At 65.5% G+C, this 14,595-nt stretch carries 8 protein-coding genes; 4 read left to right on the top strand and 4 right to left on the bottom strand.

Annotated features, from left to right (window positions below; translation table 11 throughout):
* Nucleotides 1-5 precede the first annotated feature (5 nt).
* The 3 genes from DBR47_RS07910 to DBR47_RS07900 all read left to right on the top strand — a co-directional run bounded on the left by DBR47_RS07910 (nucleotide 6) and on the right by DBR47_RS07900 (nucleotide 9,653).
* The gene (locus DBR47_RS07910; protein ID WP_124448726.1) at nucleotides 6-3,176 is read left to right on the top strand and encodes an efflux RND transporter permease subunit; all 3,171 of its coding nucleotides are present in this window, start codon (nucleotides 6-8) and stop codon (nucleotides 3,174-3,176) included.
* Nucleotides 3,177-3,471: 295 nt separating this feature from the next.
* Nucleotides 3,472-8,694, top strand: a complete 5,223-nt coding sequence (locus tag DBR47_RS07905; RefSeq protein ID WP_124448724.1) for a PAS-domain containing protein — start codon at nucleotides 3,472-3,474, stop codon at nucleotides 8,692-8,694.
* Entirely contained in the window at nucleotides 8,691-9,653 is a 963-nt protein-coding gene (locus tag DBR47_RS07900) for a diguanylate cyclase (protein ID WP_124448722.1), read from the top strand. Before DBR47_RS07905 ends, DBR47_RS07900 begins: the two co-directional genes overlap by 4 nt.
* A gap of 7 nt (nucleotides 9,654-9,660) precedes the next feature.
* On the opposite strand, the gene DBR47_RS07895 is transcribed toward DBR47_RS07900, so the two are convergent.
* The 4 genes from DBR47_RS07895 to DBR47_RS24690 form a co-directional block, all read right to left on the bottom strand.
* Nucleotides 9,661-10,374, bottom strand: coding sequence for a GNAT family N-acetyltransferase (locus tag DBR47_RS07895; protein ID WP_124448720.1), 714 nt, complete (start codon nucleotides 10,372-10,374; stop codon nucleotides 9,661-9,663).
* A 107-nt stretch (nucleotides 10,375-10,481) separates the two neighbouring features.
* Nucleotides 10,482-11,684, bottom strand: coding sequence for a GGDEF domain-containing protein (locus tag DBR47_RS07890; RefSeq protein ID WP_124448718.1), 1,203 nt, complete (start codon nucleotides 11,682-11,684; stop codon nucleotides 10,482-10,484).
* Between the two features lie 45 nt (nucleotides 11,685-11,729).
* Nucleotides 11,730-13,250, bottom strand: coding sequence for an AMP nucleosidase (locus DBR47_RS07885; protein WP_124448716.1), 1,521 nt, complete (start codon nucleotides 13,248-13,250; stop codon nucleotides 11,730-11,732).
* A 68-nt stretch (nucleotides 13,251-13,318) separates the two neighbouring features.
* Nucleotides 13,319-13,555: a DUF1127 domain-containing protein gene (locus tag DBR47_RS24690; protein ID WP_197046932.1), complete on the bottom strand. Its 237-nt coding sequence runs from the start codon at nucleotides 13,553-13,555 to the stop codon at nucleotides 13,319-13,321.
* A gap of 100 nt (nucleotides 13,556-13,655) precedes the next feature.
* Between DBR47_RS24690 and DBR47_RS07875 the strand changes: the two genes are divergently transcribed.
* Nucleotides 13,656-14,591, top strand: coding sequence for a LysR family transcriptional regulator (locus tag DBR47_RS07875; RefSeq protein ID WP_124448712.1), 936 nt, complete (start codon nucleotides 13,656-13,658; stop codon nucleotides 14,589-14,591).
* The last annotated feature ends 4 nt before the right edge of the window (nucleotides 14,592-14,595 follow it).

The raw sequence follows: 14,595 nt of genomic DNA, 5'->3' as shown, positions 1-14,595 counted from the left end.
CCGCTATGTTCAAGTGGATTCTTGATAACAGCCTGGGCAACCGCTTGCTGGTCTTGATCGCCGCGGCGGTCTTGATGGCCTACGGCGCCTTCACCCTCTCGCGCACGCCGGTCGATGTCTTCCCCGATCTCAACAAGCCCACGGTCACGCTGATGACCGAGGCCGGCGGCATGGCCGCCGAGGAGGTGGAGCAGCTGATCAGCATGCCGCTGGAGACGGTGATGAACGGCCTGCCTGGGGTGGAGTCGGTGCGCTCGAGCTCCAGCGCCGGCCTGTCCTTTGTTTACGTCACCTTTGACTGGAGCACCGAGATCTTCCGCGCCCGCCAGATGGTGACGGAGCGACTGGGCAGCCTGGACGATGGCAGCCTCCCCCCGGGCATCATGCCGCGCATGGGGCCGGTCAGCTCCATCATGGGCGAGATCATGCAGATTGCGATTCCCATCCAAGCGGCGGCCTCAGCCCCATCAGCCGCATCAGCGCCCAGCAACTCGGCCGCGCCCACTCAAGCCATGGCCGTGCGCGAGTACGCCGACTGGGTCTTGCGTCCGCGCCTGATGGCCATCCCTGGTGTGGCCCAGGTCATCCCCATCGGTGGGGAGTTGCGCCAGTTCCAGGTGCAGCCGGACACGGCCCGCATGGCTCAGTTAGGCGTGACGGTGGAGCAACTCTCCAATGCCTTGCGCGGCTATGCCGCCAATAGCTCGGGCGGATTTTTGTCTCAGCACGGGCGCGAGTATTTGATCCGCCATCTGGGGCGCAGCAGCGATCTGGCTGATCTGCAGCAGCTGGCCGTGGGCGCCCGCGAGGGCCGGCCGATTCTCTTGCGCCAGGTGGCCGAGGTCAAATTTGCCGCGGCGCTCAAGCGCGGGGATGCCGGCTTTGAGGGCGCGCCGGCCGTGATTCTGGGCATTCAGAAACAGCCCACGGCCGACACCTTGGTGGTGAGCCGCACCATCGAGGAGGCGCTGACGCAGATGAAGGCGGGCCTGCCCGCCGGCATGGCCCAGCCGCGCGTCACCTTCCGCCAAGCCAGCTTTATCGAGGCCTCCATCAATACGCTGCAGGGCAAGCTGATCGGCGCCTCGGTGTTTGTGGCGCTGATTCTTTTGCTCTTCCTGGGCAATGTGCGCATCACGGTGATCGCCCTGGTGGCGATTCCGGTCTCCATCTTCATCACCGCCCTGGTGTTCAAGTACTTCGGGCTCTCGATCAACACGATGACGCTGGGCGGCCTGGCCATCGCCGTCGGCGGCCTGGTGGACGATGCGGTGGTGGACATCGAGAACATCTTGCGCCGCCTCAAGCAGGACCGCCTGCTGCCCCCCGAGCAACGCACCCCGGCCCTGCGCCTGGTAGCGCAGGCCAGCTTGGAGGTGCGGTCGGCAATTCTGTATGCCACCCTCATCATCGTGCTGGTCTTCCTGCCGCTGTTCGCCTTGCCCGGCATGGAGGGGCGCTTGTTCGTCCCCCTGGGCATTGCCTTCATCGTCTCCACCCTGGCCAGCTTGCTGGTTTCGGTGACGGTGACGCCGGTGCTGAGCCTGTATCTGCTGCCACGCATGAAGTCGCTGGACCATGGCGATACCCGGTTGCTGGCCTGGTTGAAGACGCGCTACCGCATTGCTCTGAGCGCGACGCTCGCGCGGCCGCGCACGGCCATCGCGGCTGCGGTGTTGGCGGTGCTGGCGGCGCTGGCGGCCGTGCCTTTTTTCGCCACCACTTTTTTGCCACCCTTCAATGAGGGCAGCTTGTTGGTGGGCTTGCGACTCAACCCCGGCGTGACGCTGGAAGCCAGCTCGGCCGTGGCGCGCCAGGCCGAGCAGTTGCTGGCCCAGGTGCCCGAGGTCAGCCATGTGGGGCGGCGCAGCGGCCGGGCGGAGTTGGACGAGCATGCCGAGGGCGTGCATGTCAGCGAGTTGGATGTGGGCCTGCTGCCGCAGGCGCAGATCACGCGCAGCATGGACGAGATCAAGGCCGATATGCGGGCGCGTCTGAGCTTGTTGCCGGTGGCCGTCAGCCTGGGGCAGCCGATCTCGCACCGCATCGACCACATGCTCTCGGGCGTGCGCTCGCAGATCGCCATCAAGATCTTTGGCGAGGACCTAGACCAGTTGCGTGGCCAGGCCGAAAGCCTGCGCGCTCGCCTGGCCCAAATCCCCGGCCTGGCCGATCTGGAGGTGGAGAAGATGGTGCTGGCGCCGCAGATCAAGCTGCGCATCGACTACGCTGCGGCCGCTCGTTATGGCGTGCCGGTGCCGCAGCTCTTGGCCACGCTGCAAACCCTGGTGCAGGGCGAGCAGATGGCGCAAATCATCGAGGGCGGCCGGCGCTTCCCCCTGGTGCTGCGCCTGCCCGAGGGCGAGCGGGCCATGGACGGCCTGGCCCGCCTGATGATGGACACGCCCACCGGCCCTGTGCCGCTGTCTCTGCTGGCCAGCATCGAGGAGGGCGACGGCCCCAATCAGATCAGCCGCGACGAGGGCAAGCGCCGCATCGTGCTCTCGGCCAATGCCCAGGGCCGGGCGCTGTCTGACATCGTGGTGGACATCCGCGCGGCGGTAGCGGCCACGCCTCTGCCCGAGGGTTACTTCATCACTTTGGGTGGGCAGTTCAAGGCGCAAGAGGAAGCCTCACGCCTGGTGGGTCTGCTGTCCCTGGTGTCGGCAACGCTGATGTTCGTGGTCTTGTTCGGGCGCTACAAAAGCACCCGTCTGGCCTTGATGATCATGGCCAATATTCCCCTTGCTCTGGTGGGGGCGGTGCTGGGCCTGTGGATCTCGGGTCAGCCCCTGTCGGTGGCGGCCCTGGTGGGCTTTATCACGCTGGCGGGCATCTCGGTGCGCAACGGCATTTTGAAGGTCAGCCACTACATCAATCTGATGCGCTTCGAGGGCGAGAACTTCGACCTGAAGATGATTCTGCGTGGCTCGGTGGAGCGGCTCAGCCCGGTGCTGATGACGGCGCTGGTGACGGCGTTTGCGCTGGCGCCGCTCTTGTTCGAGGCCGAGCGGCCGGGCACCGAGATCCTGCATCCGGTGGCGGTGGTGATCTTCTCGGGCCTGATCAGCTCGACCTTGCTGGACACCTTTTTGACCCCGGTGCTGTTCTGGCTCTTCGGCCGCCGCGAGGCGGAGCGGCTCTTGCAGGAGGGCGCGCCGGGCGAGGCGATCTGATCGCTTGAACTGATAGCTTCGGGGGCGGCCTTGGCGGGCCGCCCCTTGTCGTTTCTGTGGCAAAAGTCATCCAAGCGACGTTTTTCGCATGCCGCTGAGGACTGAGACTAGGCCAAGTCAACGCAGAGCAAGGGCTAACTCATAAAGTCGTGGCACAAGTACCAAGAGAGAGCGCAAAAGCTTTTGCTGAATCTCTCGGCTTGTCTCTAAACTAAGCGAAGCCCCTGAACCCTTTGTGTGCCAGCTCGGCACGGGATTTGCAATGCAAGCTCAAGGCCGGAAGAAAGCGGAGAACATGCGGACACCCTGGGTGTCTTGGAACCGGTTTCTTTCTGCCCAGGTCCTGGGCCTGGGATTGAGTCTGAGCCTGAGCCTGAACCTGCTGCTGGCCGCGCCGGCCCTTGCCGCCGCCGGTGCCGCTGCTGTGGCGAGTCAGCCCGAGGATAGGGTGATGGTCTCCCTGCCCGCCCTGGCCTTGCTTTTCATCGGTCTGCTGCTGGCTTTGGTCTTGCTGGGCCTGGGCTTGCTGCGGCGCGAACGCCGCCTGCAGGCGCAGATGAGCGAGATGGGCGTGCGTCTGCAGCAGTACTCTTTTGCCATGCGCGGCACCAGCAGTGCGCTGATGCTGCTGGATACCGAGATGCGTATCACCTGGGTGAACGAGGGCTTCACCCGCATGACGGGCTATGCCGAGGCCGAGGTGCTGGGCCGTCGGGCGCCGGAATTTCTGGCCGTCGATCCCGCCGAGGTCGATTTGACAGCGCAGCAGCTGGGTGAGCTGCTGGTCGCCAAGCAGCTGATGCGCCGGGAGCGGCAGAACAAGCACAAGGACGGGCATAGATTTTGGGTGTCTGCCGAGCTGCAGGCGCTGAAGGACGACAAGGACCGCCACACCGGCTTTATCGAGATCGCCCGCGATACCTCGGACAGCAAACAGGTGCAGCTGGAGCTGGCGCGCTCCATGGGCATCAACAAGTCCTTGCTGGACACCATTCACCAGCACGCCATCGTCTCGGTGGCCGATGCGGCCGGCACCATCATCGACGCCAACGAGGCCTTCAGCCGCATCAGCGGTTACAGCCGCGAGGAGTTGCTGGGCCACAACCACCGCATCGTCAATTCCGGCCAGCATCCGCCGGAGTTCTGGCGCAAGCTATGGGCCGATATCTCGGTGGGCAGATCCTGGCAGGGCGAGATCTGCAATCGCGCCAAGAATGGCGAGATCTACTGGGTCAACAGCATCATCGCGCCCATCCTGGATGAAAACGGGCGGGTGCAGAAGTACATCTCCATCCGCACCGACATCACTGCGGCGCGGCGCGCCCGCAGCGATCTGGCCGAGCAGCGCGAACGCCTGGCCCGCATCATCGACGGCACCCATGTCGGCACCTGGGAGTGGAACGAACAGACCGGCGAGGCCCGCTTCAACGAGCGCTGGGCCAATATCACCGGCCGCAAATTGGCCGATATGGTGCCGCTGAACGCGCGCACCTGGCTGCGCTACATCCACCCCGACGATATGGCGATGGCCTCCGATATGTTGGCCCGCCATTGCCGTGGCGATACCGAGTTCTTTGAATGCGAGCTGCGCCTTTTGCATGAGTCGGGCGCCTGGATCTGGTGCCTGATGCGCGGCAAGCTCTACGAGCGCGATGCCAGCGGCGCGCCGCGCTGGATTGCCGGCACTTTGATGGACATCAACGCCCGCAAGCGCAGCGAGGAAGGGCTGCTGCGCAAGCAGGCCGCCCTGGACCGCTCGGAGCTGCTGGCCGGCCTGGGCGGCTGGGAATACGACCTGCAGACACGCGAGCTGATTTGGTCAGAGCAGACCTGCCGTTTGCATGACATCGCGCCCGGTACGCCGGTGACGCTGGAGCAGGCCCTGTCTTACTTCTCCGCCGAGGACCGGATGAAGCTGCAAGAGGCCATGGACAAGGCCAAGGATCCCAGCGAGTCCTGGGATATGGAGTTGGCGCTGAATACCGATCTGGGGCGTTTCCTTTGGGTGAGATCGGTGGGCGAGGCCTCGTTTGACGACAACGGCGCCATGCGCATCGTCGGCACCTACCAGGACATTACCGCCCAGCGTGAGCTGGAGGTGGAGAGCAAGCGCAACCACCAGGTCTTGCTGAGCGTGATGGAAAGCCTGCCTTGCGCGCTGAGCGTGTTCGACAGCGAGCTCAATCTGCGCGCCTACAACCGCAAATTCGTCGAGATGTTCGAGTTCCCCGAGCATCTATTCGAGGAGATGCCGCCGCGCTTTGAGTCCTTCATCCGCTACAACGCCAGCTTTGGCGACTATGGCGAGGGCGAGGCCATGGAGGCCCATATCCAGGACCTGATCCAGCGCGGGCTCAATCCAAAAGTCCATCACTTCGAGCAGCATCACCGCAGCGGCAAGGTCATCGAGGTGCGTGGCGCGCCCATGCTGGGCGGTGGCTTTGTCACCACCTATTACGACATCAGCGAGGCCAAGCGCTTGGCCGAAGAGCAGCGGCGCAGCAATGAGTTGATCCGCGTGGTGCTGGACAGCCTGCCCTGCGGCCTGACCTTTGTCGACGCGGACTTCCGCCTGGCCCTGCACAACACCATGTTCATGGATCTCTATGGCCTGCGCGAGGACGAGGTTCAGGACAAAGAGTCGCCGATCGAAGACGTCTTGCGCCTGATCTGGACCCGGGGCGAAAACGGAACGCTGGATCTGGACGCGGCGATGAAGCACAGCATGGAAGTGGCACGCGCCAGCATGTTGGCGCCCCACCAGTGGGAGCGTGAGCGGCCCGATGGCCTGGTGATGGAGATGCGCAGCAAGCCGGTGCCCAGCGGCGGCTTCGTCACCACCTATACCGATATCGGTGCGCGCAAGCGGGCCGAGGCCGAGGTGCGCAAGGCCGAGGCCTTGCTGCGCGGCTCCATCGACGCGGTCAACGAGGCCTTTGTGCTGTTCGACCCGCAGGACAAGCTGGTCTTCTGCAATGAAAAGTACCGCCAGGTTTATGAGGGCGCCGAAGACCAGATCGTGCCCGGCGCCCGGTTTGAGGATGTGATCCGGCTGGGCGTCAATCTGGGCCAGTATGTGGTGGGCGAGGGGCAGGAGGAAAGCTGGATTCAGAATCGCCTGACGGCGCACCGCAGCGGCGAAACCCAGCTGGTGCAAAAGCTGGGCAATGGGCGCTGGAACCGGGTGATCGAGCGCCGCATGGATGACGGCCATATCGTGGGCTTCCGCATCGACATCACCGACATGATGTTGGCCATGGAAGCGGCCGAAGAAGCGGCGCGCTCCAAGGGCCAGTTCCTGGCCAATATGAGCCATGAGATCCGTACGCCCATGAACGCCATTCTGGGCCTGCTGCGCCTGCTGCAAAAAACCGAGCTGACCCCGCGCCAGAAGGACTACGCCAGCAAGACCGAGGGCGCGGCCCGCTCCCTGCTGGGCTTGCTGAACGATATCCTGGACTTCTCCAAGGTCGAGGCCGGCAAGATGGCGCTGGACATGCAGCCCTTCCGGGTCGACCAGCTCTTCCGCGATCTCTCCGTCATTCTCTCGGCCAATGTGGGCCAAAAGAATATCGACATCTTGTTCGATCTGGATGCCGAGCTGCCGCCTCTGCTGGTGGCCGACTCCATGCGCCTGCAGCAGGTCTTGATCAATCTGGGCGGCAATGCCACCAAGTTCACCCAGGAAGGCGAGGTGGTGCTGTCGCTGAAGCTTTTGCGGCCCTTGCAGCCGGGGGATATTTCGGCGGCGGTGCAGTTCTCGGTCAGCGACTCCGGCATCGGCATCGCGCCCGAGAATCAGGAAAAGATTTTCACCGGTTTCTCTCAGGCCGAGGCCTCCACCACCCGCCGTTATGGGGGCACCGGCCTCGGCCTTGCGATCAGCCAGCGCCTGGTGCATTTGATGGGCGGCACCTTGCAGCTGGACAGCGAGCTGGGCCGAGGCAGCCGCTTCTATTTCACCCTCAATCTGGGCCTGGAAGCTCCCGCCCAGGCCAGCGACACCCGTCTGGTGCAAGCCCAGCTGCCGGCCTTGCGCACCCTGGTGGTGGACGACAACCCGGTGGCGCGCGAGCTGCTGGGGCGCAGCGGCCGGGCCCTGGGCCTGCGCATGGAGCTGGTGGACTCGGGCGATGAGGCCTTGCGCCTCTTGCAAGAGCGGGCCACCCAGGGCGAGCCCTATGAGCTGCTGCTGAGTGACTGGCGCATGGGCTCGGGCCTGGATGGCTTTGAGATGATCCAGCGTCTGCGCGGCATGGCGCCGGGCCTGCCACAGCCCCAGATCATCATGGTGACGGCACAGGGGCGCGAAGAGCTGCTTCGCCGTAGCGAGGAAGAGCAAGGCTTGCTCGATGGCTATCTGGTCAAGCCGATCACGCCGCAGATGTTGCTGGACGCGGTGCAGGAGGCGCGCCGCGCCGAGCAGGGCGGCGAGCCTTCACCCGCGCTGCAGCAAGGCCTCAGCAAGCCCTTGCACAAGCTGCGCATCCTGGTGGTGGAGGACAACCTCAACAACCAGCAGGTTGCCCAGGAATTGCTGGAGGACGCTGGCGCCAGCGTGCAGCTGGCGGGCAACGGGCAGGTGGCGGTTGACATCTTGCGGGCCAGCCCCGAAGCTTTTGACCTGGTGCTGATGGATGTGCAAATGCCGGTGATGGACGGTTACAGTGCAAGTCGTGCGATACGGCAGGACTTGCAGCTGACAAGCCTGCCCATCATCGCGATGACCGCCAATGTGATGGCCTCGGACCGGGAGGAATGCCTGGCCGCAGGCATGAATGAACATGTGGGGAAACCGTTTGACATGGATAAATTGGTGGGCGTGATATTGCACAGCCAGGACCGACCCGAGCCGGTCGTGCAGGAGCATCGCTTTGCCACGCTGGCGGTGCCTGAGGACTTGCAAGCCAAGGCCCTGTCCCAAGGATTTGATGCCCAGTCCGCCATGGACCGCTTCATGGGCAAGGCCGAGTTGTTCCAGCGCATGACCCTGTCCTTCGCCAAATCTGCCCTGCAACTGCCCCAGCAGTTGAGCGTCAAGATGGCGGACCAGGACCTCGACGAGGCGGTGCTGCTGACGCATAGCTTCAAGGGCCTGGCAGCGACGCTGGGCGCGAATGAGTTGGCCGAGGTGGGCGCCGAGGGCGAGGCCGCTCTGAAGAGAGGCGAAACGCTCAGCGCCGAATGGATTGCCGCGCTGGAAAAGCTGGTCGTGCCTGCCTGCGCCTTGCTGGTGCAGCTGGCCCAGGACTTGGTGGACCTCAAGCCCAAGAGCGTGCCCAAGGCGACTACCACGGGCCTGAGCGACGCGGCAGAATTCAGGGCTGCGATGACGAGTTTGCTCACGCTCTTGCAGGACTGGGATATGGGCGCGACCGATGCCTTCAACGCCTTGCGCGAGCAGCATGCCGACCGGCTTCAACCCGAAATGCCTGCCATTGAACAGGCGCTTTCGGCCCTCAACTTCGAGCAGGCGCTCGCCCTCTGCCAGGCTTGCCTGGCGCGCGTACCAGCATGACGAACACAAGCTTTCGACCGTCTGGCGGCCCTGACCTGAGTTTGCTGGGCCCGCCCACGCGCCGCGCGCGCCTGCTGATCGTGGACGATCAGCCCATCAATATTCAGGTGCTCTACCAAGTCTTCGCCTCGGAGTATCAGGTGATGGTGGCCACCTCGGGCCAGCAGGCCCTGGATATGTGTCGCGACAAGAATCCCGACCTGATCCTGCTCGATGTGCAGATGCCGGGCATGAACGGCTACGAGGTCTGCCGCCAGATCAAGGCCGACCCCATGCTGCGGGATCTGCCGGTGATCTTCGTCACCGTGCACAGCGATGCCAAGGAAGAAACCTTTGGCCTGGAGTTGGGCGCGGTGGACTACATCGCCAAGCCTTTCAATCCGGCCGTGGTGCGGGCCCGGGTCAAAGCCCATTTGCAGCTCAAGCTGCAGGGCGATCTGCTGCGCCACCTCTCCTTCATCGACGGTCTGACCGGGGTTTACAACCGGCGTTATTTCGACGAGTGCTGCGAGCAGGAGTTCCAGCGCGCCATGCGCAATGCCAATGAGATCGGCCTGCTGATCATCGATGTGGACTTCTTCAAGCGCTACAACGATCACTACGGCCATTTGGCCGGTGACGAGGCCTTGCGCCAGGTGGCGGCGATTCTGAATATGCAGCTCAAGCGCCCCGGTGACTTCGTCAGCCGCTTTGGCGGCGAGGAGTTCGCCTGCGTGCTGCCCGAGACCGATCTGGAGGGCGCCCGCGGCCTGGCGCAAGATGTTCTGGACGCTGTGCGCATGGCCCATATCGCCCATGCCTACTCCGATGTCGGGCCCTTCCTGACCGTCAGCGTGGGCTGTGCGGTGATGCGGCCGCAGACCGGGCGGGCGGCGGCCGAGCTGATCAGTGCGGCCGACGAGCAGCTCTATCTGGCCAAGTCCAAGGGCCGCGGCTGCGTCAGCTGTGTGCAGCTCTGAGAGGGTCTCAGGCGGGCGCTTGCAGGCGCTTGAAGTAGAAGACGGTGTCGCGCAAGCGGCCTTCGGCGCAGCTGGCATAAGCCGGTATTTCACCGGCACGTTGCCAGCCCAGATGGACGTAGACCGCCTCGGCTTGCGAGCCCGAGGGCGTCTCCAGTACCAGCAACTGACGCCCCCGGCTCAGGGCCGCGCATTCCAGCCGGCTCATCAAGCGGCTGGCAATGCCCCGACTGCGGGACTGGCTGTGCACCATCAAGCGTTGCACCTCGCCACGATGGTGCGCGTTGGCGCTGCTGCACAAGGCTAGTTGGACGGCGCCGTGCAGCTTGGGGCTTGTGCCCTCGGGCGCCTCGGCATCGCAGGCAATCCACAGCTCATGCTGGGGGCCCAGGCGGGCCAGCACGGAGCGCCAGTAGTCTTGCGCCGCGCCGAGCGAGAGCGGGGCCAGAAAGCCCAGGCAGGCGCCCCGGTGCACGCTGTCGATCAGCAGCTCGCACAATCCGGGTAGCCATTGCGCCTCAGCCGCGTTGAGGCGGCGGATTTGCAGGGCTGGCAAGGGCCTGGCGGCCAGCGGGGCAGGCGCTTCGCGCAAGGTGGCGCAGCCTGGGCCGGGTTGGGCGCTGGCGCCGGAGCCCGACAGAAAGGGCAGGCCCAGGGGCAGGGAGAAGGTAGGGGTCGAGGCAGAGCTGGCGACGGGGCTGCGGAATTTGAATCTGAACATGGCGGCGGATGGCGTGGGCTTGGGCTGCAATCGGCTTGGGGTGGGCTTCTTGTGGAAGCCCTGGCCTTCAAGCTATTGCAAACCGCGTGCCAGCCTTGTGCCGGGGCTCAGGAGTCCAGGCCGGGCTCGGCCACCAGCAGGCCGCGACCCGCGTGCTTGGCTTCGTAGAGCGCAATCTCGGCGCGTCGCATGAGATCGTCCACATTGCGATCGCCGTGGCGTAGCTTGGCCCAGCCGGCGCTGAAGTTCAGCTCAAAACCCAGCTCGCTCTTGGCCCGTGCCGCCAGGGCATTGCGCAGGCGCAGGTCCAGGGCTTGTGGGCCCAAGGCCTCGCAGCGCGCCATCAGCACACCGAACTCCTCGCCGCCGACCCGGCCGGCCAGATCGCCCAAGCGCATCTGCGCCTGCAAGCAGCTGCCGAACAAGGCCAGGGCGCGGTCGCCGGCCTCGGTGCCTTGCAAGGCATTGATCTCCTTCAGGCGGTCGATGTCCAGCACCATCAGGGCCAGGGGTTCCTGGTGGCGCCGGGCCATGGAGATCATGTCCACCGAGCGGGCCGCGAAGGCGCGCGCGTCGATCAAGCCGGTCAGGCCATCGGTCTGGGCCAGGCGGGCCAGCTCGGTCTCGATCTCATTGCGCCAGGCCAGCACCAGGGCCAGCAGGCCGGCCAGCAAGGCCCAGTGCATGGACAGGGCCAGGGCGCTGTTGATGATGGCAGGCCCTAGCGGGCTGAGCAGTTGCGGATTCACCAGGCCCTGCCCGGCGCGCAACAAGCTGAGCAAAAAAACCGGCAGCAGGGCCGCCAGCAAGAGCAGGCGCCAGCGGCGGTTGTCCAGGCCCGGCGCCACATGGGGGCGGGCTTGCAGCACCATGCCGGGCTCCAGGCGGCTGCGTTCGGGCAAGGCCAGGGCCAGGCCAATCATCACCAGCTGCAGCGCCAGCCAGCCATGGGCCCAGGCCACGCGAAACGTGCTGTCCTCGAACTGCAGGGCGTAGACCAGAGGCATCAGCAGCGGCGCCAGCAGCAAGAGGGCGCGGCCGGGCAAGGGCCGCAGCCACAGGCGCAGGGCCCACCACAGCAGACTCAGGCTGGCGCTGAAGCCCAGCATGGCCAGGCTCAGCAGCAGGCGCTCATGACCGAACTCGGAGGCGCCCAGCAGCAGCCAGGCAAGGGCTTGCAAGCCCCAGAAGCCGAGGGCGCGTCGGCTGCCCGCACTGGTCTGCCAGCCGGTCAGGGCCAGCATCAGGCCGGCCGAGGCCAGGGCCTGGATCAGCAGCAGATTGAACAGGGTGGGGTTGTCGAAGCTCATGGTGATCCGGCGGAGTGGCAAGGGCAGCGTCGGACTGATTCTCGGCTACTGGAAGGCCACTTCGGCAAAGCTTCTGAGCTTGCGGCTGTGCAACTGGCCCAGGGGGTTGGCGCGCAGCAACTCCAGGGCTCGCAGGCCTATGCGCAGATGCTGGTCGACCCGGGCGCGGTAGAACTGGTCGGCCATGCCGGGCAGCTTGATCTCGCCATGCAGGGGTTTGTCGCTGACGCAGAGCAGGGTGCCGTAGGGCACGCGGAAGCGAAAGCCATTGGCGGCTATGGTTGCGCTCTCCATGTCCAGCGCAATGGCGCGGCTTTGGCTGAAGCGGCGCTCCGGCCCGCCATGGCGCTCATTGGGCAGCAGCTCCCAGTTGCGGTTGTCGGTGCTGGCCACGGTGCCGGTGCGCAAGATGCGTTTGAGCTCGAAGCCGCTGAGCTGGGTCACATCGGCCACCGCCTGCTCCAGCGCCTGCTGTACCTCGGCCAGGGGCGGGATGGGCACCCACAGCGGCAGCTCTTCGTCCAGCACATGGTCTTCGCGCACATAGGCGTGGGCCAGCACGTAATCGCCTAATTGCTGGCTATTGCGCAGGCCGGCGCAATGGCCCAGCATCAGCCAGGCATGGGGGCGCAGCACGGCGACGTGGTCGCTCATGGTCTTGGCATTGGCGGGGCCGACGCCGATATTGATCATGCTGATGCCGCTGTGGTCGCGGCGCAGCAGGTGGTAGGCCGGCATCTGCGGCAGGCGAGCCGGTGGCTGGCCGGTGGCGCCCAACAGGGCCAGATCGGCGGCGCTCAAGCCGGCGCGTGGCGTGATGACATTGCCGGGCTCGACAAAGGCGATGCAGTCATCGAGTGCATCGGGCCGCGCCGGATCGGCCGCCTGCAGCATCAGCCCACGGCCCATGCTGACGAACTCGTCGATATAAAACTGGTAGTTGGTGAAGAGCACAAAGTTCTGAAAATGCTCGGCCGCCGTGCCGGTGTAGTGGCGCAGGCGGTGCAGGGAATAGTCCACTCTTGGGGCGGTGAACAGGGCCAGGGGCTGGGGCTCGCCGGGCTTGGGCTCGTGGGTGCCGTTGGCGATGCCATCGTCCATGGCGGCGAGGTCGGGCAGGTCGAAGACATCGCGCAGCATGCGGCGCCGTTCGGGCGTCAGATGACCCTCGATATGTTCGTGCTCGCTGAGCGCGAAGTGCAGGGGGATGGGCTGGTGGCTGGTGCCAATCTCCAGCGCCTGGCCGTGGTTGGCCAGCAGCAGCTTGAACTGGGCGCGGTCGTAGTCGGCAAACAGATCGGGCCGGGTCAGGGTGGTCTCAAACGTGCCGGCGCCGGCCACAAAGCCGAAGGCCAGGCGCGAGTCGGCGGGCCCCACCGTGCTGGTGCGCAGGCGCACAAAGGGGTAGCAGGCGCGCACCCGACCTAGGTCCTCACCGGCCACAAAACGCTGCAAGGCCTGGCGCAGATGCTGGATGCTGCTGGTGTAGATCAGCTGGGCCTGGGCCAAGGCCGCATCGGCATCGACAAAGCTCTGCGGGGCAAAAAAAGGTGGTGTCAAAGGCATGCAGACGGTCTCCTCAATCTGTCTGCATTGTGCGGGGCTTTTGTGGCCCGGCGCTGAGGGGGCGGGCCTCAGTCGGCCGAGCTTTTCCACTCGCTCAGATCGAACTGAATTTGGGCGCGGCTCAGGCCCAGATCGCTCAGCTCGGGCGCGCTCATCAAGGCCAATTCCTCGCGCTGGCGCCTGCGTTCCTGCCGGGCTTGGCGGCCGGCTTGCCAAGTCTGTAGCAGGCGCCGCAATACCCTGCGAGCGGCGGCGAATGAAAACACAGGGCTGCTGCTCGGCTGACTGAGGTGAGGGGAGGGCATGGGCGCTTTCTGAGTGGGTGAATCGGCAGTGCCCGCATCTTGGGTTTTGGGGTAAGGTTTGGAAAGTTGAATCATCTGACTGATTAATTCAGGAATTCTGATGCGAAGCCTCAACCTCGACCAGGTGCGCAGCCTGGTGGCGATTGCCGATCTGGGCAGCTTTGCTGCCGCCGCCCAGGCCTTGCACCTGGCGCCGCCCACCATCAGCCTGCATATCAGCGAGTTGGAGGCGCGGCTGGGCGCCGCGCTGATGCTGCGGGCCAAGCGGGGCAGGGGCTCGGGGGCGGCGGGTCGGGGCGTGCAACTCAGCTCAGCGGGCGAGTTGCTGGTGCAACGCGGCCGCGCCCTCTTGCGCGAGGCCGATGATTTGATCGCCCAGCTACAGCGCCATGCCCAAGGCCGGGCCGGCAAGATACGCCTGGGCACGGCGACCGGCGTGGTCGTCTATCTGCTGCCCCAGGTGTTGGAGGCCTTGAGCCAGCAGCATCCCGATATCGAGGTGGAGGTCCATGTGCTGGGCACGCATGAGACTCTGGCGCGGGTGGAGGCGGGCAAGCTGGACTTCGGCATCGTGACCCTGCCCATCCCGGCCGGCGGTGTTCTGCAATGCCGGCCCTGGCGCAGCGACCCGATGATGGCTTTTGTGCCGCTGGACTGGTCGGCGCCGGCGCACGCCACCCCGGCCTGGTTGGCCGACAAGCCACTGATCTTCAACGAAAGTGGCACGCAGATGTTCCGCCACACCATGGCCTGGTTTGGCCAGGCCGGACACAGCCCGGCGGCCCGCATCGAGCTCAACTACACCGAGGCGATGAAGAGCCTGGTGGTGGCCGGCTATGGCGCGGCCATCCTGCCGCTGGAGCAGGCCGAGGCCCCGCATGCCCAGCCTCTGCACGAGGGCTTGCGCATCTTGCCGCTGGACCCGCCCTTGACCCGCGAGCTGGCCCTGGTGCATCGCGACCAGGCCCTGCTGCCGCCCGGCGCCATGCCGGTGCTGGAGGTGCTGGCCCTGTTCGGGCGTGTGGACCCGACCTGACCCC

The sequence above is a fragment of the Paucibacter sp. KBW04 genome (assembly GCF_003852425.1).
Classification (GTDB): Bacteria; Pseudomonadota; Gammaproteobacteria; order Burkholderiales; family Burkholderiaceae_C; genus Paucibacter_A.
This window is presented reverse-complemented; position numbering and strand designations above follow the sequence as displayed.